The organism is Sulfitobacter geojensis, from assembly GCF_000622325.1.
GTDB classification, from domain to species: Bacteria; Pseudomonadota; Alphaproteobacteria; order Rhodobacterales; family Rhodobacteraceae; genus Sulfitobacter; species Sulfitobacter geojensis.
In genome coordinates this window covers 3039690-3062902 of the sequence record NZ_JASE01000005.1, presented here as the reverse complement: position 1 = coordinate 3062902, position 23213 = coordinate 3039690, and the positions used below count along the sequence as shown (strand labels likewise).

The window sequence follows — 23213 nt, the reverse complement described above, 5'->3', positions numbered from 1 at the left end:
AGGAGGCGGTAAGTGGAATCGCCTAAACTTTTAGCTTTCTGAAAAGGAATGGTCATGTCAGATAAACCGATTTCAAAGAATAACGGCGCCATGAGCCGCCGCGCCATGATGGCAAGCTCTGCGGCTTTCGGCGCTGCATTGTTTGCGCCATCGGTGCTGCGCGCCCAAGATTACGCAACGGCCGACGTCAACACCACCGGCCTTGCGGTAACCGATGATACTGTGACAATCGGGATCCTGCATTCGATCACCGGGACGATGGCGATTTCAGAAACCGGTTCTGTGCAGGCCGAAAAACTGGCCATCAAACAAATCAACGAAATGGGCGGCGTTTTGGGGCGTCAAATCGAAGTGATCCAGGAAGACGGCGCGTCTGACTGGCCGACCTTTGCTGAAAAAGCGCGCAAATTGCTGGTCAGTGACAAGGTCGCATCTGTCATGGGGTGCTGGACGTCCGCCAGCCGCAAGGCAGTGCTGCCCGTGTTCGAACAGAACAACGGATTTTTGTACTACCCGACCTTCTATGAGGGCCTGGAGCAAAGCCCGAACGTGATCTACACGGGCCAAGAAGCAACGCAGCAAATTATTGCGGGCCTTGATTGGGTCAAGGAAACCAAGGGCGCGAATTCCTTCTATCTGCTGGGGTCCGATTACATCTGGCCACGGACATCCAACAAAATCGCGCGCAAACATATCGAAGACTTCTTGGGCGGCAAGGTTGTTGGCGAGGATTACTATCCGCTGGGTCACACGCAGTTCAACTCTGTCATCAACAAGATCCGTCTGCGCAAGCCCGACGTGATCTATGCGATTGTCGTGGGCGGGTCGAACGTTGCATTCTACAAGCAATTGAAAGCGGCAGGCATTGATATGACTGCCGAAGACCCGATCCTGTTGACTATTTCGGTTACCGAGGACGAGATTTTGGGCATCGGTGGCGAAAACATGGAAGGCGCTTATGCCTGCATGAAGTATTTCCAATCGCTGGATAACCCGAATAACGCAGAATTTGTTGCAGCCTTCAAGGAAATGTGGGGCGATGACATTGTGATCGGCGATGTGACGCAGGCTGCCTATCTTGGGCCGTGGCTATGGAAAGCCGCCGTTGAAAAGGCCGGTTCCTTTGATGTGGATAAGGTCCGAGAAGCCCAGATCGGGATCGAACTGGAAAACGCTCCCGAAGGTTATGTGAAGGTCCACGAAAACCATCATCTGTGGTCCAAAACCCGTGTTGGTCTGGCCAAGCCTGATGGCCAGTATGAAGTTGTCTATGAAACTGCCGATCTGGTCGAGCCGAACCCTTTCCCCGAGGGTTATCAGTAAGTTTCGCAGGCGTGGCCCAGAGTTTCAAATCGGGCCACGCCGCCTCCGCTTCCATTTACACTTTCGAAAAGGAGCCGGCATGTTTTCCGACTTTACCATGGCCGAACTCGGCGCGATTTTTGCGATGCAGGGCTTTGCTGGCCTGATCCTGTTTTCCGTATTTGTGCTGATGGCGCTGGGGCTGGCGATTATCTTTGGCCAGATGGGTGTCATCAACATGGCCCATGGCGAATTCATGATCCTTGGTGCCTATGTCACCTATTTCGTCTCCATCTTTTTTGCGGATTACATGCCTGCTTTGTTCGGCGGGTATTTCTTTGTGGCGATGTTTCTGGCGTTCATCGCGTCTGGCGCTTTGGGCCTGCTGGTCGAATGGGCGATCATTCGCCACCTTTACAAACGACCGCTTGATACATTGCTAGCGACTTGGGGCCTGAGCCTGATTTTACAACAAGTTTACCGCACCGCCTTTGGCGCACGCGAGGTCGGTGTGACCATTCCAAGCTGGATGATGGGATCAATGCCCGTCACCGACATGATCGAAGTCCCGATTAACGGCATTTTCGTGATGATCCTGGCTGTGGGTATTTCTCTGGCGGTCTATTTCATGATGTTCCGCTCGAACTGGGGCAAGCAGGTCCGCGCCATCAACCAGAACCGCGTGATGGCAGGTGCTGTCGGGATCAACACCGAGTGGACCGACAGGTTGACCTTTGGCATCGGCTGCGGCGTTGCGGGTGTCGCCGGATCGGCCTTTACGATGATCGGATCGACCGGACCGACTGCAGGGCAGCTATATATTGTCGATACCTTCCTTGTTGTCGTCTTTGGTGGCGCAGGCAGCATCCTTGGCACCATTGCCTCCGCATTCTCCATCTCTCAGGCGCAGTCGATTATGGAATTCTTCCTGTCCGGCTCGATGGCCAAGGTCCTCACGCTTTTGGTTGTGGTGGGCATTCTGATGATCCGCCCGCAGGGGCTCTTTTCTTTGAAGCTTCGCAAGTAGGGAAGACTGGTTATGACTATCTCAAAAAACGCTCTGTTCACACGACAGGAATGGATCGGGTTTGTCGTTCTGGCAGCCATCATCCTGCTGCTGTTACCGGCATTACTGGACAACTTTCGCCTGAACCTGTTCGGCAAATATCTGACCTATGCGTTCGTGGCGATTGGTCTGGCCCTGTGCTGGGGTGCCGGTGGTATTCTCAGTCTCGGGCAGGGGGTGTTCTTCGGGCTTGGTGGTTACTGCATGGCCATGTTCCTCAAGCTAGAAGCGTCGACACCTGAAAACACGTCGATCCAGTCCACGCCGGGTATCCCCGACTTTATGGATTGGAACCAGTTGACCGAACTGCCGGGCTGGTGGCAGCCGTTTTACAGCCTGACCTTCACACTTGTCGCCGTTGTGCTGGTGCCGGTCATCTTTGCGCTGATCATCGGGGTTGCGATGTTTCGCCGGCGCGTGGGTGGCGTGTATTTCGCGATTATCACCCAAGCCTTTGCCGCCATCCTGACCATTCTGATCGTCGGCCAGCAAGGTTATACCGGCGGCGTCAACGGGATCACAGACCTGCGCACGCTGAAAGGTTGGGACATCCGAACCGACGAGGCCAAGGAAATCCTGTATTACGTAAACGGCGTGTTGCTGCTTGCGGTGCTGTTTATCGCACATTGTGTGCGTAAATCGAAACTGGGCCGCGTGCTGATCGCAATGCGGGATCAAGAGGATCGCGTCCGCTTTTCGGGCTACGATGTGGCCAGCTTCAAAATCTTTATCTTCTGCCTCGGGGCTGCCTTTGCCGGGATCGGTGGCGCGATGTTCACGCTGCAGGTGGGCTTTATGTCGCCAACACTTGTCGGAATTGTCCCGTCGATTGAAATGGTAATCTTTTGTGCAGTGGGCGGGCGTCTTTCCATCCAAGGGGCGATCTATGGCGCGCTTCTTGTGAACTGGGCCAAGACAAGCTTTTCCGAAAGCTTCCCCGAGCTGTGGCTCTTCGGGCTTGGCGGATTGTTCATCGCGGTTGTGATGCTTTTCCCCAACGGGCTGGCGGGCATCTGGTCTGAAAAGATCATGCCACAGATCAATCGGCTATGGGCACAGCGCAGCAAAGCCACCCCTGAAACACCCGCAAAAGAAGGAGCTGTGTCATGATGGCCCACGGACAGTTTTTGCTTAAGGTCGAGGGGCTGACCGTGTCCTTTGACGGGTTCAAAGCGGTGGATAACCTAAGCTTTTATGTCGAACCGAATGAATGCCGTGTGATCATCGGCCCCAATGGCGCGGGCAAGACGACGGTACTGGATCTTATCTGCGGGCGCACCAAAGCGACGGATGGGTCGGTCAAGTTCAAGAACCATGAATTGCTGAAAATGCGGGAGGACCAGATCGTACATGCAGGTGTCGGGCGTAAGTTTCAAACACCATCGGTCTACGAGGACCTGTCGGTTTTTGAAAACCTCGAAATCAGTTTTCCAAAGGGTCATAGCGTTTTCGGCGCGCTAAGCTTCCGGCGCACCGCAGATGTTACCGCGCGGATTCAGGAAATCGCCGAGACGATCTTTCTTGCTGATCTGCTGGCCGAGAAAGCGGCCTTTCTTAGTCACGGGCAGAAGCAATGGCTCGAGATCGGCATGCTGCTCATTCAGGATCCCGAACTGTTGATGCTGGACGAGCCCGTCGCAGGCATGTCTGTGGCCGAACGCAAGAAAACCGCCGAACTGCTGAACCGTATCATTCAGGACCGGTCGGTGATCGTTATCGAGCACGACATGGGATTTGTTGCGGACATCGCCACACGCGTCAACGTTTTGCACCAAGGCAAAATGCTGTCCGAAGGGTCGATGGCCCATGTGCAGGCCGACCCCAAAGTCATCGAAGTTTATCTGGGCCATTAGGGAGAACCGGTATGTTGAATGTGAACAAGTTACGCGCAGCTTACGGTGAATCCGAGGTTCTGCATGGTCTTGATCTTGATGTGCCAGCAGGCGAGATCGTCGCGATCATGGGGCGCAACGGGATGGGCAAAACCACCCTGATGAAAACCCTGATGGGCATTGTCGGTGAAAAATCCGGCGATATCACGGTGGATAGCACGGCTGTGACAGGGCTGAAATCCCATCAGCGTGTCGCCAAGGGAATTGCCTATGTGCCGCAGGGGCGGATGATTTTTTCGGCGATGACGGTGCAGGAAAACGTCGAAACCGGCCTGACGGTGACCGGGCAAAGCAAAGTGCCCGACGACATCTACGAATTGTTCCCTGTGCTGTTGGAAATGAAGTCGCGGCGCGGTGGCAACCTGTCCGGGGGACAACAGCAACAATTGGCGATCGCGCGCGCCTTGGCCTCCAACCCCAAGGTTTTGCTGCTGGATGAGCCAACAGAGGGCATCCAGCCGTCGATCATCCGCGAGATGGCACGAACCCTGCGCAAAATCCGCGACCAGAAAGGGCTGACCATTGTCGTCTCCGAACAGGTGCTCAGCTTTGCATTGGATGTCGCAGACCGGGTGATGGTGATCGAAAACGGCACGTTTGTGCATGACAGCCCCCGCGACGGCATCGACGAGGCGCAGGTCTCAAAGTTTCTCTCCGTATAACTGCAAGCAAGAAAGGAAAACGCTATGGCCGACACTCTTATTTCGGTGGACCTAAGTGAAAGTCCCCACACAAACGAGAACATTCACAACCGCTGGCATCCCGATATTCCGATCAACGTCTGGGTCGAGCCGGGTGATGATTTCAAGATCGAGACATATGACTGGACCGGTGGGCAGATCAAGAATGACGATGACGCATCCGATGTGCGCGACGTAGAGCTGGAACAAGTGCATTACCTCTCCGGCCCGATTGGGGTGAAGGGGGCCGAACCGGGCGATCTGCTGGTGGTCGAAATCCTTGATATCGGCGCTGTAGAGGAATTGAACTGGGGCTTTAACGGCTTCTTTTCCAAACAGAACGGTGGCGGTTTCCTGACCGACCATTTCCCGGCGGCACAAAAGTCGATCTGGGATTTTGACGGTATGTTCACCAAATCCCGCCACGTGCCGGGCGTGAAATACGCAGGGCTGATCCACCCCGGCCTGATCGGCTGTCTGCCAGATCGCAAGATGCTGGATATGTGGAACACCCGCGAGACCAAGCTGGTGAACACCCAACCCGACCGTGTACCGCCGCTTGCAGAACTGCCCAACACGCAAAGCGCGCATATGGGTGCCATGAAAGGGGAGGCGCGCGATGCAGCGGCAGCGGAAGCGGCACGCACGGTCCCGCCGCGCGAACATGGCGGGAACTGCGATATCAAAGACCTGAGCCGCGGCTGCAAGATTTACTTTCCGGTCTATGTGGATGGCGCGGGACTTTCGATGGGCGATCTGCACTTTAGCCAAGGTGACGGTGAAATCACATTCTGCGGCGCGATCGAAATGGCCGGTTGGCTGCACTTGAAGGTCGAGATCATCAAGGATGGCATGGCGAAATACGGTGTCAAAAACCCGATCTTCAAACCATCGCCGATTAAGCCGAAATACGACGACTTCCTCATTTTTGAGGGGATCAGCGTCGATGAATCCGGCGAACAGCATTACCTTGATGTGCATATTGCCTACCGTCAGGCGTGTTTGAACGCCATCGAGTACCTCAAGAAATTCGGATACACGGGGGCGCAGGCCTATTCGATTTTGGGTACTGCACCGGTGCAGGGTCATATCTCGGGCGTCGTCGATATTCCAAATGCCTGTGCAACGCTGTGGCTGCCCAATGACATTTTCGAATGGGACATGATGCCGAACGCCAATGGTCCGACCAAATATCTTGATGGTTCTGTCGATATGCCGATTGCCTACGACCGGTAACGATTTATCCGGCCCAGAATATGGGCCGGACTTCTCCCAGCGATAAGGATGAAACAATGCCCGTCTATGAATACGCCTGCGCGGATTGCGGCCCATTTGAAGCGATCGAACGCATGTCTCACTGCGCCGAGCCAAACGATTGCCCCGATTGTGGGGCCCAATCGCCCCGCGTTATGCTGACAGCGCCGAATGTATCGTTCGTCAGCCAAAGCACCCGTATCGGTCGCCTGACGAACGAACGCAGCGCGGATAGCCCCAAACGCACCAGCACCCATGGTCCAGGATGTGGATGCTGTAGCGCAGGCACAAAGAAGAACAGCAAAACACTGCATCGTCCCGACGGGTCCAAGAGTTTTCCGACCAAGCGGCCTTGGATGATTTCACACTAGGACGATCAACAGCAACGGCCGGGATGAACAGCCGTTGGTGCGTAAGGTGCGGGGGGTGCAGGCCGGCAGATCGGGTTAAACATCCGCTGCCTGCCAGCCCGCTGTTCTGCCGCGACCGGCTGCACGACATCTTAGTGGTTTGCATTGAACGTGTCGTCGAGCGCGGTATGTGCAGCGTGGTTTGTGTAGTCCGACAGAACCTTGAGAGAGGTGCCAAGGATCGCTTCGAGAAGAGATTGCCGCATGTGGCCCGCTGCCACTAAGGCGTTGAGGTGCTTCTGGCTCGGCCAGCCGCGGCTTTTGTTGATGGCGATGGCAAACCGACGGCGCGCCTCAAGTTTGGCATCAGCGATTGGTGTGTTCTTGCGCAACGCGTCGATGATGTCACCGGTAACACCCGCCATTTGCGAAAGCGTTGTTTGTGCCGCAATGCAATATTTGCAGCCGTTCAGGCGGTTGTTAATCATCAGGATGATCTAGCGCTCGGTTTCAGACAGGCCGGTATTTGCAAAGATCGCCGTAAGGCTCATGTACCCCTCAAGGATCGTAGGTGCCTCGGCCATAGCGGCATAGGGGTACGGAACGAAGCCGTATCTTTTTAAACGCCGAAAAACCGACACCAAGCAGGACGATCAAGACAGCAGCTGTCGTTAAGCCCGATTTCACAATAGAAGCGACACTTGCCGCCAAGACAATGTCGGCTGGTATTTCTGGCCAAGTCAGGATCATGAGACAGATGCCAATGTTCTCTAGATAATCAGTGAGAGCTGCCCAGATCGAAAACCAAATCCCAATCTGAACCAGCCTGTGATTTACGGCCCGCAATCTAAGCCATTTGAACAATGATACTAACGTCAGCGCCATGAGCGCGGGATACGCGAGATCAAGTGGGATCTGTCGCATAAGATAATAGCGCCTCCCGCTAGATCCTAAGGCAGAGAGCAGCGAGTTTGCCTGTTCAACCGAGTATCCGCCGGGGCGCATGTCGAAAGGGCGAAGGCCGGACAAAGTCTCGATGTGCGCCAGAGTGACAAAGATCATCAACAGATAGATTCCGACAGCCGCGAGACCGAAGAGTGCCACTTGCCGCCCGTACTGCTGTGTTGGTATTACCATTTTCATTGGTTTTCTCCTTACCATTGGCACCGTCGTACTCAGTGCGAGCAAAGCTGGCATTATCGTTTGATAAGGAATTCGCGATTTGGACCTCTTAAGTTTTTTCACGCATTCTCCGAACGCTTTGGACAAAGACAGCGCCCGTGAGTTCGCCGCTGCATGGACTGTGGAGTATGTAGAAAAGGGGCGTCGCATCGCGACGCAAGGCGAACCAGACCCATTAGAGCACATCATTCTTGATGGGCGCGCCACCAGCCAGATTACCGATCCTAAAGGTCGAGCAGTTTGCGTTGGCTTTCACGCTGGCCCCTGCGTGGTCGCACCAAATGTCGCGAGAACCAGAAACGGGACCTCGCTCGTTTCCATAGAGGTAGTTGCGGACGCTTTAGTTGCGCACATGGACAGCCGTACCCTGACTGCGCTGATGTTGGCATCGAAGCCCATTCGCGAATGGGCAAACGGCATTTTGCAGCAAGAACTGGCCTGCAAGGCTGACCGAGAATGGTGCCTCGCCGCACTTGGCGGTGCGGACCGTCTTGCATGGTTTCGCGAAAATTTCCCGCGTCACGAAAGGCTCTTCGGCCATTACTTGATCGCAACTTTTCTTGGTGTCACACCGGTTACACTCAGTCGTCTTCGCGCAGCCGAGCGAGACACGGTGGTTGATTGAGGGGTCGATTACGGGAACCTCGGCTACTAAAGCAGACTTTGATCGCAACCGCGACGAAATGGCGCTTCGTCCGCGATCTGTTAATTCGCCAGCCCCCGAATTTCTCAGTTGGATCGTAGATCTTTAAGCTTATCCATCACGGCTTACTTGACGCCCTTACAGGTATGAAATACTAACACTTTTGTTGAGCGGGCGTTGTGTAATGGTTAAGACCTCAGTTTTCCAAACTGAAGATTATATTTTCCGATACGTTCCATTTCATTCCATGTTATTATTTATATTGACTTAATTTGTCTTTCGCGTTCCTGTCGCTTCATGCCTTTTCCGATTGATACCGACAAAAAGCAGACAAAATGCCAAAGCTCACCGAGACATATGCAAGGAAGCTCCCGCACTCTTCTGATGGAACGCAGAAGTACTGGGATAGCGAGATCAAGGGGCTGGTACTCTTCGTCGGCAAGCGTTCGAAAACCTGGTATTTTCAAAAGGACGTAGGAGGCCAGACCAAGCGCATCCTTGTCGGGCGGTTTCCGATCATCTCGGCGCAAGCCGCGCGGCAGACAGCCCTTGGGTTTGCCTTGAAGATGGGTAGGGGGGTAGGGAAGGTGGCTCAGATCGGTGCGTCGACGCTTGAGGCTGCAATGGAAGTCTATCTGGCGCGCCCGAAGCTTCGATCTGAAACGCACAAAAGTGGGACCCGTCAGCAACTGGAGCTTCATCTCAAGGACTGGATGCGATTGCCATTGGACGAGATCAGTAAAGCAATGGTTGTCCGTCGCCATCAGGATTTGGCCAAAACGCCATCCGCTGCCAATCATGTCCTGCGCAGCTTCAGGTCAATCTACAATCATGCACGCCGGACCTACGATCTGGCGGAGTGCCCAACTGTGGCTATCGAATGGTATGAAGATAAGCCAGATGGTCGGATCATCGATGACCTAAAGAAATGGCGGCTAACGATCGATGCGCTGAACAATCCAATCCATCGTGTGTTCTTTGAGCTTCTCTTGTTCACGGGGCTCAGAAAAACCGAGGCGTTGACGCTGCAATGGAACCAAATCCATGAAGATCGCATTCATCTGCCGATGACAAAGAATGGCCGGAGTTTTGATCTGCCGATCCTCCAACTGCATCATGAGATCCTCGCGCCGCTGCGCCCTCTCAGCCGAACGTGGGTGTTTCCGTCTCCAAAGTCGGTGACAGGCCACATTACAAAACCCGAAAGGCTCAAGTACAACCCGCATATGCATCGCAGGACATTCGCAACTGTGGCGATGGAAGCTGGTGTATTGGAAGAAATTGTGGGTCGACTTCTAAATCACACGCCGCTGTCGATCACTGGGCAGCGTTATGCCATGCCATCGATTGATGCGCTTAGACCCTCAATGGAGGTCACGATTTCGGAACTTCAAAACCGGATTGCAGGTGGAGCGCAAAAGTAGTGCCATCATTAGTGACAACATAATCAAGCCTGCGCCTTGGTGTCATATTTCCCACCTTGCATGAAGCTTGCGTTCGAAGCGCAAACTATAGGATCTCGCTTAGGAGATTATTGAAAGGACAGAACAGTTGCCGCTCGAGGAGTTCGAAATTGAAATTCAATCAACAGCAAACGAAATTAATAAGTTGGTAGCCAGTGGTTTCTACGGCCAGGGTCCTGACTGGGTCAAAGCATGGTACGGTCTCAGCCTCGATTGGTCTGATACTGACCCTGAGTACGTAGTCTATCCACCCAAATCCATTGATCTTCTGTTGAAGCAGGCAGAGAGCCAACTAGAAATGTTCAATTTAGCAACCTTCGTCGTGGGGACGCGCTTGGCCTGCGATGCTGATCTTGATCCCAAATTAAGAGAATTTGCGGCGGAGTTTCTTCTGGGAAATTTTTCACCTCCAAAAGCCCGCCCGGGACGTCCTAGTAAACAAACCTGGGGGCGCGACTTTATCGTCATTAACGCGATGTCTTATCTGGAAATGTCCCGAAAAGGTCCAATGACTCAGAACAATTCGCGCACAAGTAACAGAGACCACGACACGACTGCCAGTGAGATCGTGGAAGCAGCTATTGGTCGGTCGAAACTCCCCAATCTAAACAGAGTACAGATTGAGAAAATATGGGCACGATCGCGGTCCCGTAGTGAGTACAATGAAACGCGCATGCTTCGCGACTTCTACTTGCTTGATGAAGCGAACGACATAGAATGAAGATAGCGTCTCCACAAACTCCGTCAGTTTTTCGAGGCGAACGAATTGGCTAAACATCACATCTCTCGGAAGTAATTGAAACTTCTGTGAGGAAACACAATGTCTACTTCTGAAATCATTAGCGGTTCACGTGACCCTGAAAATAGCTTGGGGTGGCCGCTGAACATGCGGCCCAAAGTAGCCGCGGAATATACAGGTGTCTCTGAATCGACACTCGCGAAACTCCGCATGCTCCATAATCGTCCGAATGGCCCTAGCTTCATTAAACTCTCCGGCTGCGTTGTGTATCGTCGGTGCGATCTTGATGCGTGGATGGACCGGCATGTTGTGTAAGAAATTGTATGCCAACGCTGGTTTTCCGGCAGCATGATTTATTCATGGTCCAACAAATTTCAGCGTGCGTAGCAGTTCTGTAGTCGCTTCAGGGCCGTTCGATGAGTTGGTGCTCAAGAAACCCTTCTTGTTTCGCAGTCTAAGCATTTAGGGCCGACCGTGAACTTATCCCTTTGAAGCTACCTAGCGGGTTTAAATCCGCCGTATACCCAACATTTTGAACAGTTCTTTGCTGGCCCCGCCCGAGCGATCGTTATGGCGCTGGGCGATAAAAAAACTGTATCTGGAGAATGCCGTAATGACCTCTCTCACCTCCTTATCTTCCAATAAGATACTTTATTCTCTTGGTTCCGGCGTGAACCTGGGAAAAAGCAAAAACACCACAGAGACGATCAAAAGATTCGTAGAGCGTTTCAAGACGCCCCACGTCACCCCGGAGAAGTGGGCGGAGTACAAAAAAGCCTCCGACAAGCGCCAGCAAAAACTGAAAGGTTCCGGCGGTTGGATGATGCGCGGGGGCGTGAAACCGGGCGAGAACCGGAACCGCAATTCAATCATGCCGAGCCTGTTGATTACGCTCGACATAGACTACGCGACCCGTGAATTTGTCGAGATGTTGCAGGCCGGAGAGATACTCCCCGGGACGGCTTTTATCGCCCACAGCACGCGCTCTCACACCCCGGAAAACCCCCGGTTGCGAATCATCGTCTTCCTGAAGGAGCCTGTCTCCCGGGATCGCTACCAAGCTGCCAGCCGGATCACGGCCAAGTTCGCAGACAACGAGATGCAGTGGGTGGACAAGGTATCGTTTCGCCCAGCGCAGATGATGTATATGCCGACCGTCTCCAAGGACATGGAGAAGCACTACGTCTTCTACAAACAGGACGGTGATCTCTGGGATCACGAGGATGCCATCGAGACGTGGGAACTGACCAACGGGTCCGCCCATGACATCGCCAATCTGCCGCGCACCCCCGGCGAAGATGAACTGCGCGAAACCGCAGACTTCGCTGAAGACCCTATTGACAAGAAGGGTCCGGTCGGTGACTTCTGCCGCGCCTACTCGATCACCGATCTGGTCGTGGGCAAGGACGGAGAGCCCGGCATCTTGGCCGACATGTACGAGCCGACCGAATGGAGCAACGGTGCGATCACGCGGATGACGTGGACCGGCGGCCAGAGTTCCAACGGTGCCGTCGTCTATGATGACAAGTTCATCTACTCGCACCACGGCACAGATGACATCCAAGAAAAATTGACCAATGCTTACGACGCCGTGCGAATTCACAAGTTCGGCAAGTTTGACGAAAAGGAAGCCAAGGATGCCCTGCTGAAGGACCTGCCGTCAACGAAGAAGATGACCGAGTTTCTGCGCGACGACAAAGCCTTCAAGATCGCTCAGGCCGAGAGCCGGTACGACCTCGAAGATATGCTGTCCGATGACGACGTGGATTACGATTCGGACTTGGGAAACCACATGGGTCAAGAAGAGGAGTCCGAACTGGACGACCTCCTTGGCGTGCCGCTCGAAGCCACATCGGCCTCTCCCCAGTTGCGCAAGACGCACCGCCGGAGGTTGGCCGAGACGCCCCCGAAGAAATGGATTGCTAAGGACCTGAGCCTGACCGACGACGGCATTATTAAGGTCAACAGCCACAATGTCGGTACGATCTGTACGAACGATCCGAGGCTCTGGCGCAAGATCGCATATAACGAGTTCTCCTACCAAATCGTCATGACCGACGACATTAAATCGAAGTCGAAGCCCGGCGAGTTCATCGCCTGCAAGGACCCCCATAACGGAGACCGCTGGCAGGACCAGTACGATGAGATCATCCGGGCACTGATCGAGGCTCCCGTGGATAAGGGTGGTTACGAGATCAACGTGCCCATGGAGCGGGTACGGCAGGGCGTAGGCATGGCCGCGCGGGCCAACAGGTTCCATCCGGTTCGTGAGCGCATCCTCGACCACGCAGAACACGGGGAACCTGGCTACGATCTCGAACGAGTCTTCATCGACCTCTTCGGGGCCACCGAGGACACTGGCTACACGCGGCAGGTGTCCCGGCTCTTCATGATCGCCTCGGTCGCTCGGGTGTTCGAACCGGGCTGCAAGTTCGACTTTGCTGTGATCTTCGAAGGTATTCAGGGCATCGGTAAATCGACCGCGATCAAACGGCTTTATGGGCAAGAATACTTTGGCGAACTTGAGACCGATTTGAGCAACAAAAAAGAGACCGCTGAACACATGATGGGCAAGTGGGCTCTGGAACTGCCAGAACTGTCCTCTCTGACCAAGGGCGATGCCAACAGCACGAAGTCCTTCATGTCGCGGCAGCATGACGACGTGCGCCTCTCCTACGAGAAGCATATGGCCGAGTTGCCGCGCCAGTGTGTGATCTTCGGTACGACCAACAACAAAGATTACCTGAGAGACCCTACCGGGAACCGTCGTTTCTGGCCCATGAAAGTCAAAGACACGCCCATCGACTCCAATGCCATCATGCACGCCAAGGCTAGTATCTGGCGTGCGGCCTACGAGGCGTATGTCGAGATGCGGAAAGAAACCCCCTCCGGTAGAGACCTGCCTCTGTACCTGACCGGGGAAGCCGCCGAGATTGCACTGGTGGTGCAAGAGGTCGCTCGTAAGAAAGAGATGTTCGAGAACTGGATGGACCAAGCGATAGAGTGGATGAACAGAGAAGTGTCCTTGCAATCCCTTCTCAACACAGACGGGTTTGATCTGCTGGAAACACACTACGAGGGTCTCGACATCGAAAAGACAACCGTCTGTCGGGTCTCGATCACGCAGTCAGAACTGTTCCGCCACGTTATGAACGTGAACAGGAACGGGCCTATGAACGGGCAGGAGCACACTGCATACCTTCAGTTCCTCGACGGTATGCAGAAGATCGGTTGGCGTCATGCAGAAGTAAGGATTCGGAAGAGGCAGGCCATGCGTTTGCTCCGGCCCTGCATGATGCCCGAAGAACAGACCCAAGGCTTCCGGGTTATCAATTCGGCGCAAGCCCCCGATCCCGAGTTCCCGCAAGTTGACAGTAAACACGGCTATGGAGATGACGATGACAGCGACCTTCTCTAAAGCCTTCGGACGGTGGCTCTGCCACCGAGGTATTCATCGCTGGGGCAAACCGTATGCCACAGCTTCGGAGTTCTGGGGGTTCGGATGCGGGCACCACAGACAAGACTGCGAGAGGGAGGGCGGCTCGTGGGTAAACAATCACTGGCCCTCATAACCCCCACAGCATAACGCGACCCGAGAGGCTCCCCACACGGGGGACCTTTTTTCGTTTCCACATTCCCCCGGGGTTTTCGGAGACTCCCCCGTGAGGATGGGTGCTATAATACCCCATTCCCATGTGGGGGACTTTTCGAGTGACGAGGGGGGTATGCCACTGACGAGGGGGGTAAAGCGGAATACATTTTTATTATCAATGGGTTAAGTGATGACGAGCCGACGAGGGGGGCAGCTAACTCTGGAGAAGATAAGAGGACATGAGGGGGTAAAAGGACACATATCGGTAGGGGCGCCCCCCATATACCTTTCTCCCCTTCTCTGTGCATTTTACCCCCTTACCCCCTCGTCACCCTCTTTACCTACTATTATACTATATATTATTATTTGTTATTAGGTAGTTAGAAGGGGGGGCAGCCGACGAGGGGGTGGTCGTCTCTTCCTCGTCGGCATCGTCAGTACCTCAGAAAACAAAAAATCCCCCTCACAGGAATGACCGCCCTCAGAAATAAGTAAGATATGTTATAATGTAACAAAAACGCTGAGAGGCCGGGGCTCAGCGCACCCCCCGGAGCCCCCACAGGACGGGGGAAGGACCCAAGCGCCCCCCCCCTCACGGGTCCAGACCTCATGACCCCCAGAGGACGCCCCCCACATGCCCGACCCCGGCAACGTGCGATCTCCACACGGGACGGCCTCCACGCAGAACCATGAGTCCAGAGGGCCACAGGCACGGCACGCACACGGCCCCCCGGCGCATGGATTGCCCGAACCATTGGCCACCACACCACGGCCCCCAGATCAAGCGGCCCCATGGCTGCTCCCCTAATCAGGCCCCCCACCCGCAGCACAGGCCCCATTTGCTGAGTCACAGCCTTGCACAACGGAGTGGAGCCGGGTCTGATGATGTCAGATACATTCAGGAACGAGAGGTGATCGCAGTGGTCGATGGAAGAGGTGTTCGAGAAGGGGAAGTCCAGCTTGGCTTTGACCCTGCAGAGCGGATCAACGCAGGTGTGACTTTTATCGGCCATATCCGGTCGCAGTGGTCGCGGGGAGACAGCCCGCGCAATACTACCCAGGGGCGAGAAGCCGGTGGTGGGAATGCCCGCATCGAGCTTTTGGCTAGTTACTCGGCAGGGCTTCAAGGTTTGGAAATATGGCAGCCCATCTGGGTGCTTTATTGGATGGACCGTGGGCCGCGCGATCTGGTCGTTCAATCTCCCCGGCACTTGCCGGAACCGCGCGGTGTGTTTTCGCTGCGTTCGCCAGTTCGGCCAAAACCTATAGCGATGTCTGCTGCGATTATCACATCGATTGACCATGAGACCGGGATAGTCGGGATAGATACAACGGATGCATTTGATCGCACACCAGTGGTGGATATCAAGCCCTGGATAGCAGGGATCGACGTGCCGCCAACTAGTTGATTAACTCAACGCCGGGACAGGGTAGGTGAGTACAACCCGGATTCCACTATTCAAAGCTCATGGTGAACTTCAAGAAACAGGGTGGCATGAGATGTTCGTGACTGCCGATCCTGGATCCGTTTCTTGGCCGATTGTATTTTGAGCTGGGCAACGACCAACCGCTGTAATGCGTGGTCCCGTGCCTCGTAGAGCTTGCGGATACGTGATCCGGGATTTCCAATTTTCCAGACGTTGTGGTTGATAGCATCTGGGATAAATGCCCCGGCCTCGCGTAGCCCCTGTTGCCATGCGCCATCAGCAACGACATAGCTTTGGCTAGCATTGACCAGCAACCGTCTGCGAGATTTGAGATCAGTGTGCATAACGAACTCCTGCGATACGATGCGTAGTGGTGAAATTCTCACGCATCGGAACTCATGTTTCTCCATAAGTCTAGTGGCACTATGCTGTTTTAGTCAACGCCAGCGCCAGTTGGGACGTGTAGACGCTCTGCTGACAAGCCTGATCGTAGCGCTGTTGATGCGCTGGCTGGTTTGAAAGCTTTACAACTCAGCACTCAGGAGGAGTGCGGCTTGCTGTGAGGGTGCTTGGCAAACGGCGGCCATCTAGAGAGCAGCGCATATTTGAAACGCGCCCGGCCCTTACGTCCTGCCTTTGCTCTGACCAACCCCGACATTGCCGAGAGTCAGCAACTGAGCAGTGATTTCCTCTTCGAAGGCTTCGGCTGTGCAGGCGGCAATGTCGGCCCCACGCTGGAGTGGTCAGGCGCACCCGAGGGCACCAAAAGCTTTGCCGTCACGCTCAATGACCCTGATGCGCCCACAGGTTCCGGCCGGAGGCACTGCTTCGCCCTTAACGTGATTTCTCTGCCTTGAAGCGGCGATGTGAGCGATGTGTAGCTGACCAATGATTGCGGTGCCACAGGCTTTGGCGGCGCATGACCCGATTGGCCGAACGGGTCGGTCCGGTAACTGCATACAAGGGCAGAGCCTCAACGACCAACTGCACCCATTCTCCTGGTCAGCCACGCGGCAAGTACAGGGATTGCGCTGACCGCTGTCGCAGGATCGCTCGTCATGGTTTCAATCTGACGCAGCATCGCCTTGTCATTAGGGCCTAGCGCCCTTGCAGGCCAAGATGTTTTGAAGTTCTGTTTGCCCTCTTAAAATCCTTGTGACCAGTCACGCCGGCCAGCGGTGCTCATGCTTCTGAAAATGCGCTCCAAATCCACAGGGTCAGACAAGTTCGCGAGCGTCGCGATAAAGCGGTGCAACAGCACATCAAGAAACCGTTGCATGTTGGGCGCGGGTATATCGGGGAGTGCTTCTTTCAGCACCGGCGTCAGCCAGCGATCAGGTATGATCATCTTCGGAGCGATGCAAATTGCGGTAAGGCAGCCATCGACTGTCTCTGATGACAGTGTCGTGGGTTTCAGTATCTAAGCCAGTTCACCCTTTTCCTCTGGTGCGGGCGGGGCAGGGAGGTCATCGGTTTCACCTAGCATTTGCAACTCGATCTCGGGGGCAAAGCTATCCTCCGGCGCGCCACCATACAACCATGCACCAATCGTCTGCTCATGAATGTCCAGCATAATTGGGATCTTGCGCAGAGCGCGGCCCGCAAGCAGGGCCTGTGCTGTCGCGACAAAGCTCTCAGCTCGTCATGCCCGCCTGCCTTCAACAGCATCGCCGAGTGCGCGATGATCCGAGCCCACCAGTCGCGGCGACCTTCCAGCGATTTCCACAGAGCCGTATCCATGGCACGCGGCGTGCGCGGTTTGTCCAGTGCCGCACGCGAGGCGTCGCTGTCCTCGAACCAGCAGTCGGTGAGTGGGTGATCTTCAACCCAGTATTCACTGGTGTTGATCAGCCTGCCTCGGGCCTGAGGCGAGCAAGCGGCAAGCTCGTCGCCGGGGTCCGGCGTGTTCAGCAGCGCAGCGGTGGTTTGGTTCCGAGGGTGCAGCCCGGTCAGGCCACATAGCTCGGCAATCTCGACCAGACCGGGTGCGGGTGGCAGCCCATGGGCCAATCCATCGCCCAGCGACAGTTCCAGCGCGCTGCTCAGATAATCGGGCGACACTGCCATCGCATTGGTTTCGGCCTCAAGGCTGGCCAAAATGTTACGCTGCTCTGAGGCTGAGGCGCAGGGGACCACATAGGCATCATTGATGCCGAAATCCTGTTTCAGCAACAGCATCGCCAGCACCCGACGACTGCCAGATTGCAGCGACACCCCGATACTTTGCGCACCGCTGCCGTCTGGCATGGTGGCCAGGACCTTGTGAAGCGTCCACGGTTCGGTGATCGCACCGCGGGAAACTCCTTTCCGCATGGCATCGCGCAGAACGTCGTCTAGCTTTGCTCGGGCCGCATCACTGGGTAACCAACTGCGGAGAATGATCAATTGTGCCGCTACCTCCGCCTCGAGAGATCCTTTGGCGAGCCGGTCGGCCAGACCCAGTGCAGCCGCCAGTCGGGTGTCTTCGGACGGATCAACCAGGAACGCACAGCCCAGCCGCCCGAATATGCCATCCGGCCGGGCCGTTGTCGTCGAAACGATCATCCCGCGCACGTCAGCAGGCAGCGACGGCAGCATTTCGCCTAGAGCCTCGTGCAGCACAGTGACGTCGCCATCGGCTTGCTCGATCAACTCACCAAACACATCGTCAAACATCGCCTCGGCCTGATCGGGATTCAGTGGACCCAGTCCCGGCTCATTCGGAGCCTCTCCAGCCTTTCCAAGTTGTTCTGGTGGGACAAGCCCCGCCCGCACCCAGGCCCGCGACAAGCTCAGACTGCCATACATGGTAAGCGCGCCTTTGCTTGCGAGTTGCGCTACGGTACCCTCCAACCTCGCGATAAGAACCCCGCCGCGCGCTTGACCGCCTTCCTGTGCCATCCGCGCACCATCAAGCGCTGATGTGAGAACTTGCAACATTTCGTTAATCGCATTCTGATCCGGCTCAATGCTGCCTAACGCGCGCACCAGCGATTCCCCGTGCTCGGGATCGTGCAGCAACGCTGTGCTGCTGCGTTCAAGGCTGGCCTGATTGGAAGTGATGTCGGACGCCTCGGCCAGTTCGTTCAGGGCATTCTTTATGCTGCGTGCAAACATTATCGCCTCCCGCAATCGAATAATTTCGAAGCCAGATTATCTGCGTTGCAACACCATTCGCAAGCTGCGAGCGCGGCAAACTATTTCCAGGTAATTGTTGGGACCTGCTGCTTCTCTCGGCCCAAATCGGCCCTTCACGACTGGGTTCAAATGCTGCAATGCGGCCCGACATTGCAACCGTTCTTGCATCGTGCAGCAATTTTTTGGCTCAAACGTAGGTCAGCGGACATTGCCGCCATTCAAGTTCGCGCCTTTGCTGACGCAGCATCCATTCACTCTTACAACACGATCGTCGCTGCATTGCAGTCTCGGTCGCTAGAGCCGTCATTCAAAACTGGGTTGAACACCTGAATCCAGACCGCACTGTCGCCGCAAATTGATCAGACCTGCGGGACGCGGATGGGGCGGCCTTTCATGCAATATCTGCTGCGGCGAAATCTCTAACGGTTTTCAGTTCACCGGAAACAGCTTGTTAAACTCTTGTGCTCCGTTCCGCGAGTAAGTCAATAATCTCTACTTCTGGTGAAAGCGGTTACTCACCAACAAAGTTGGTTAGCCTGTTGGCTCCTTGTTCAGGGCGGTTGGGTTTTCACATTCGTTTTAAACGATCTTCAAAAAATAGCTTTGCGCGGAGAAAGCGATCGATGACGCTAAGTAAGAGTATCATATGCTGGCGATCCACAACCCAAATTTCCAATTTATCTAGTGCAATACGAGCATCGTAGTACGAAAACCATTGACATCGCGGGGCAGTGAAATCAACTTGCAACAAGGTTTAGCGAGATTTTTATGTCTGAGACAAAGCTCAACGAGAACTTTTTCCTACAGATAATGGAAACCTCTCAGTTGGAGATAGCTCCAGCTGAGCAAAAGATATTGGAGATTTTACGGGAGCAATTCAACCTGGCCGCATGCTCGATGTATTCACTCAACGTATCTAAAACTGGGCTGGTTTTGCGCGGTCAAGTGGGGTTTCGTTACAGGAACTACCTCGACTTTTCTCTTGGACTGGATTCTTTAGCGGGAAGAGTTGTAAAAAATGGCAAGCCTGAACTCGTTCATTCATTGAAGGACGCTTCGGGATTTCGTGATCAAGACTTGATTTCGAAATACCAGCTAACTTCGGCAGTCGTGCTTCCTATCTCGTTGCGATTTATCGCTGATCAGGATTTTTCTCTTTCTATCTGCCTTTATACCAAGAACTCGAAAGACACAAAGCGTTTGATTGAAAATGTTGGTAGCATCCAAACGGCCATTGATCATGCGTTAAGTGCTTCGACAAATGTCACCTTGCATAACTTACGTGATCAAATGATCGAGAAAGCTATGTCAGTTTCTGATCACTACAGCTTTCTACACAAAGCCTTGCAAAACTTAACCTCAGCAGGATTCGAAGCGGGATCGTTTTTTTTGTATGATGAACGTGCCGATTGTTTGCGGTTGGCAGCGACCACTGGTCTTCAGGACAAGACAGTTCGAAAGGCCGATGCGTTTTATCGAATGAATGATACTGAGCATCTAACAGTACAATCGTTTTTGCAGGAAACGGCAAAAGAAATTGACATTCAGGAAATAGCCAGTTCGGCACCTAAATATCGAGAAGCAACAGAGAGTCGATTTCATTCCGCAATGGTAACACCATTCTTCTCGCCCAACTTTCTAGGACTGATGTCGGGACAGAAAGCCAAATGTTATGGAGTCCTTAGGCTAACAAACAAAGTGTTATCACACAACTCGCATAGAAAGATCTCCAGCTTTTCCTGGGAAGACAAACTAGTCGTCGACTATTTCTTAAACCTATGCAGCGTTGTTATTCACATGTTCAAAAAAGTTGAGGCGAAAACAAGTGAGTTTGAACGTGTTGTTCATAGTTTGGAGAATAATGTTCTGACTGTTCTAGGTGCGCTGCACAACATCGATGAATTTGCAAAGCAAAAAATTCATTTTCCGGACTATATATCTCACTCACTGCCAAATTCCTTGGCGTTCATGCAAAGCATCCACGAGCAAGTACGTGTGTTTAAGACGCGTGACGAAAGAGAACTTCCGAAGATCATTCTTACTCAGGCGAATCTTTTTGGGGAAGTAATTTCGAAATTACCTGACTACATTTCTTCAGTAGCGCGATGCTATTCGGCTCCAGGGTTCAAGGTGGCAATTGATGATTTCACAAAGGCGGCACCCTCCTCGTCAATGACGGATCATGTGGTCGAGCATGCGTATCTGACGATCCCGCAGATTTTGACGGATGTGGAGTTGCTTTTGATCGTCTTTAAGAATTTGGTTGAAAATTCCGTGAAGTACTCCCAGACTTCTCGAGAAGCTAAGGTCCGGATATCTTGGTGTTTGGAGGAGGACTTCGTCTCTGTCTGCGTATGCGACAATGGAATTGGCATACCGGAAGAAGATGCGGACTACATTTTTAATGAGACGTACCAGGCTGAAAATGCGATGAGGAGGCGAACCAGTGGCGCTGGAATTGGATTGTATCAGTGCCGGTTCATCATGGAGCATCTCATGGGCAGTATTGAATACCTGAGAGATAAACGGGACGGAGAGTATACTACGTGTTTTGCAGTCAAAATTCCAATATTTGGTGTCTAGAGTGATTTATTTTGTTGATGAAGACGTTCCATATGTACAGGAGTACTCCGTGCCTCTCAGACTTCGAAACCGAAGCGTGGATAGTCTCCCAAATGCAGATATTGCCTACGAAACATTGGAAAAGGCGAACGATGTAGAATTGGCTGTTATCGACATAATGTTGGCTACAGAAGACAAGGGTGTTTCCAAATTTAGTCGGACCGAAACAGAGGACTTTCTGAAGACTGGTCTTCTATTGATCGATTATCTAGCCAATGCAAGACCGGATGTTTTCCCAAGGCGATTTGTCGTTTTGACTGCGGCGAGTGATCGAAAACTTCTTAAGGCAATTCGCGATCGCTGTGGGCCTCGTAAAATTGAAATTCTCCGCAAAATGGACTATAGTTCTCCAGTTTCCCTTGCCGACAAGATTGAGAGCTTGTTACCATAGATGTCTATCGATATTCCAACAAGTATTGCAATAGCAGGTCTGTTGATAGCTTTTTCTCTCGGGCTACCTTCAATACTTGCATTTTGGCGAGAAAAAAGGAGTCAGGACGGGATCTATGGGGTTCTCGATAGAATTGAGAGTATCCAGCAGCAAGTGGATGACTTAGGTCGTCGGGCAGAACTGACTACAAGTTGTTTTGAGAAATTAAATTCAGCGATTTTAGTACAACGTTCGGCGTTTAGTGAATTGATACGAAATGCCGATGCAAATTGGACGATTGCGGATAGAATTTTCTACGAAAAGGATTTGGAAATACGGCGTGCATTGCTTCATCTTCAACTGGAGTCCAAAGACCGGGAAATTCGTTGGGCTGCCACGCACTCACTTGCTACAGAGCTGGGTAATGCAAAGTCTATTTTGCACATGCAAAAAGCTAGTGCAGGACTCGATGACATCGACAAGAAGGTTTTTGAAAAAAGTGTAAAGCAGCTAACGAGCCGTATAAACTAGTACCAACTGTATAGACTATACGACTTAGTGGCAGTTATACGCGGCATTTTCTGCGGTTTTGGTGTTGGCCGTTGGCGGCAGTGCCTAGGCGTTTGATCCCACGGTTTGAGGGTGCGATCTGTTCTTTAGAATGGAAGGAAGCATTATGGGACAAGTACGTCATGGCTGCGCCACGACTACGCACGCCGTCAGAGCAGCAATACAGCGATCGCAAGCTACGAACGCGGCGCTAAGCCGGGAACTTGGGATCAATGTCAAAACAGTATCCAAATGGCGCAAGCGCGAGACGCTAGAAGTGGACCTGTCACGCTTTCGTGCCGCCCCCTGTGCTCGTTTAGCCGAGGCGAAGGGCCGCTTCGTACCGCCGAACGACAGTTTGGCAGTTTCTGGGGGCAGGTCAGGAGGCGAACTGTGAGTTGAACGAATTTTGATTCCGGCTAAGAAAAGTCATTATTTTGACGCCAACCCATTTTATATTTTCGGTATCTATAAGGGAGGGTCCAAAATGGGTGATTTTGAAGATGTATTCGGTGCTGGTGCAGACGCGGTTGATATTATCGACAGCATCTCGCAGGGTTGTGTACTCTCAAGTCGGAGCAAAGAGTCGATTTGGAGAAGCGAGTCACCATGTGCCAGCTCCAAAGGAATGGGCGGCAAAGGTACTTGGTCAAGCACTATGGAGGAAAAAGGATATACTCTAGGGCCTCAATTTAGTTCGTACGAAGATCTTTCTGCGTGGGATACTTCAAATGCACGTTCGCATGTTCGTAGCCGTACTGAACACGGTTACCAAATCTATTTCACGGATGGACAGCCACGTGACACGCCAGAAAGCGAACAAATAGTAACCGACCCGCAGCCGCCATCTAAATTCGACAATGATCCACCGTTCTAAAGTCTAATGATGCAGTGTTGAGCAACCCTTTGCGTAACAACTGCTAAGTGCAAGATGCTTAAATTTTTTTAAGGCTTTTCTACGGCGA

Annotated in this window: 22 protein-coding genes and 1 pseudogene; 18 read left to right on the top strand and 5 right to left on the bottom strand. The window is 53.4% G+C overall.

What is annotated here, in order from left to right:
- The first annotated feature begins 54 nt into the window (after positions 1-54).
- From urtA to Z947_RS0116830, 7 genes are all read left to right on the top strand, one after another.
- A complete protein-coding gene (gene urtA / locus Z947_RS0116860) occupies positions 55-1323 on the top strand; it encodes an urea ABC transporter substrate-binding protein (RefSeq protein ID WP_025045455.1) in 1269 nt (422 codons plus the stop codon).
- A 79-nt stretch (positions 1324-1402) separates the two neighbouring features.
- A complete protein-coding gene (urtB, locus tag Z947_RS0116855) occupies positions 1403-2329 on the top strand; it encodes an urea ABC transporter permease subunit UrtB (RefSeq protein ID WP_025045454.1) in 927 nt (308 codons plus the stop codon).
- A 12-nt stretch (positions 2330-2341) separates the two neighbouring features.
- Entirely contained in the window at positions 2342-3478 is a 1137-nt protein-coding gene (gene urtC / locus Z947_RS0116850; protein ID WP_025045453.1) for an urea ABC transporter permease subunit UrtC, read from the top strand.
- Complete coding sequence (urtD, locus tag Z947_RS0116845; protein ID WP_025045452.1) at positions 3475-4221, top strand: urea ABC transporter ATP-binding protein UrtD; 747 nt, start codon at positions 3475-3477, stop codon at positions 4219-4221. Before urtC ends, urtD begins: the two co-directional genes overlap by 4 nt.
- Before the next feature lie 11 nt (positions 4222-4232).
- Positions 4233-4922 (top strand): urea ABC transporter ATP-binding subunit UrtE, encoded by a 690-nt coding sequence (gene urtE / locus Z947_RS0116840; protein WP_025045451.1) that lies wholly within the window; start codon positions 4233-4235, stop codon positions 4920-4922.
- Positions 4923-4946: 24 nt separating this feature from the next.
- The gene (gene fmdA, locus Z947_RS0116835) at positions 4947-6176 is read left to right on the top strand and encodes a formamidase (protein ID WP_025045450.1); all 1230 of its coding nucleotides are present in this window, start codon (positions 4947-4949) and stop codon (positions 6174-6176) included.
- Between the two features lie 20 nt (positions 6177-6196).
- A complete protein-coding gene (locus tag Z947_RS0116830; RefSeq protein WP_338057829.1) occupies positions 6197-6565 on the top strand; it encodes an FmdB family zinc ribbon protein in 369 nt (122 codons plus the stop codon).
- 131 nt (positions 6566-6696) lie between these two features.
- Here the strand turns inward: Z947_RS0116830 and Z947_RS21225 are convergent, their stop codons facing one another.
- Positions 6697-7032: a carboxymuconolactone decarboxylase family protein gene (locus Z947_RS21225; RefSeq protein ID WP_156026670.1), complete on the bottom strand. Its 336-nt coding sequence runs from the start codon at positions 7030-7032 to the stop codon at positions 6697-6699.
- Positions 7033-7102: 70 nt separating this feature from the next.
- Positions 7103-7687, bottom strand: a complete 585-nt coding sequence (locus Z947_RS22135; protein ID WP_025045448.1) for a hypothetical protein — start codon at positions 7685-7687, stop codon at positions 7103-7105.
- Positions 7688-7766: 79 nt separating this feature from the next.
- Between Z947_RS22135 and Z947_RS0116815 the strand changes: the two genes are divergently transcribed.
- The 5 genes from Z947_RS0116815 to Z947_RS0116795 all read left to right on the top strand — a co-directional run bounded on the left by Z947_RS0116815 (position 7767) and on the right by Z947_RS0116795 (position 15572).
- Positions 7767-8351 carry a Crp/Fnr family transcriptional regulator gene (locus Z947_RS0116815; RefSeq protein ID WP_025045447.1) on the top strand — a complete coding sequence of 195 codons (585 nt, stop codon included), beginning with the start codon at positions 7767-7769 and terminating at the stop codon, positions 8349-8351.
- A gap of 353 nt (positions 8352-8704) precedes the next feature.
- Complete coding sequence (locus Z947_RS0116810) at positions 8705-9793, top strand: tyrosine-type recombinase/integrase (RefSeq protein ID WP_025045446.1); 1089 nt, start codon at positions 8705-8707, stop codon at positions 9791-9793.
- A 127-nt stretch (positions 9794-9920) separates the two neighbouring features.
- Positions 9921-10553 (top strand): hypothetical protein, encoded by a 633-nt coding sequence (locus tag Z947_RS0116805; RefSeq protein ID WP_025045445.1) that lies wholly within the window; start codon positions 9921-9923, stop codon positions 10551-10553.
- 631 nt (positions 10554-11184) lie between these two features.
- Positions 11185-13989: a VapE domain-containing protein gene (locus Z947_RS0116800; protein WP_081781173.1), complete on the top strand. Its 2805-nt coding sequence runs from the start codon at positions 11185-11187 to the stop codon at positions 13987-13989.
- Between the two features lie 1085 nt (positions 13990-15074).
- On the top strand, positions 15075-15572 hold the full coding sequence (locus Z947_RS0116795; RefSeq protein ID WP_025045443.1) for a TrmO family methyltransferase domain-containing protein: 498 nt from the start codon (positions 15075-15077) through the stop codon (positions 15570-15572).
- A gap of 50 nt (positions 15573-15622) precedes the next feature.
- Here Z947_RS0116795 and Z947_RS0116790 read toward each other — a convergent pair whose 3' ends face one another.
- On the bottom strand, positions 15623-15934 hold the full coding sequence (locus Z947_RS0116790; protein WP_025045442.1) for a hypothetical protein: 312 nt from the start codon (positions 15932-15934) through the stop codon (positions 15623-15625).
- 261 nt (positions 15935-16195) lie between these two features.
- Here Z947_RS0116790 and Z947_RS21960 point away from each other — a divergent pair, with 261 nt between their 5' ends.
- Positions 16196-16447 carry a YbhB/YbcL family Raf kinase inhibitor-like protein gene (locus Z947_RS21960; RefSeq protein ID WP_156026669.1) on the top strand — a complete coding sequence of 84 codons (252 nt, stop codon included), beginning with the start codon at positions 16196-16198 and terminating at the stop codon, positions 16445-16447.
- Between the two features lie 287 nt (positions 16448-16734).
- Here Z947_RS21960 and Z947_RS0116785 read toward each other — a convergent pair whose 3' ends face one another.
- Together Z947_RS0116785 and Z947_RS0116780 are read right to left on the bottom strand one after the other, a co-directional pair.
- Positions 16735-16992, bottom strand: a complete 258-nt coding sequence (locus Z947_RS0116785) for a UPF0149 family protein (RefSeq protein WP_276202379.1) — start codon at positions 16990-16992, stop codon at positions 16735-16737.
- Between the two features lie 77 nt (positions 16993-17069).
- Positions 17070-18686, bottom strand: coding sequence for a hypothetical protein (locus Z947_RS0116780; protein ID WP_025045440.1), 1617 nt, complete (start codon positions 18684-18686; stop codon positions 17070-17072).
- Positions 18687-19475: 789 nt separating this feature from the next.
- Between Z947_RS0116780 and Z947_RS0116775 the strand changes: the two genes are divergently transcribed.
- From Z947_RS0116775 to Z947_RS22125, 5 genes and pseudogenes are all read left to right on the top strand, one after another.
- A complete protein-coding gene (locus tag Z947_RS0116775; protein ID WP_025045439.1) occupies positions 19476-21290 on the top strand; it encodes a sensor histidine kinase in 1815 nt (604 codons plus the stop codon).
- Positions 21291-21339: 49 nt separating this feature from the next.
- A complete protein-coding gene (locus Z947_RS0116770) occupies positions 21340-21720 on the top strand; it encodes a hypothetical protein (protein ID WP_156026668.1) in 381 nt (126 codons plus the stop codon).
- Positions 21721-22230 (top strand): hypothetical protein, encoded by a 510-nt coding sequence (locus Z947_RS0116765; protein ID WP_025045437.1) that lies wholly within the window; start codon positions 21721-21723, stop codon positions 22228-22230. It begins immediately after the preceding gene.
- Positions 22231-22375: 145 nt separating this feature from the next.
- A pseudogene (locus tag Z947_RS22405) lies at positions 22376-22525 on the top strand (IS481 family transposase); the annotation flags it as partial.
- Between the two features lie 210 nt (positions 22526-22735).
- Positions 22736-23125 carry a hypothetical protein gene (locus tag Z947_RS22125; protein ID WP_156026667.1) on the top strand — a complete coding sequence of 130 codons (390 nt, stop codon included), beginning with the start codon at positions 22736-22738 and terminating at the stop codon, positions 23123-23125.
- Positions 23126-23213 lie beyond the last annotated feature (88 nt).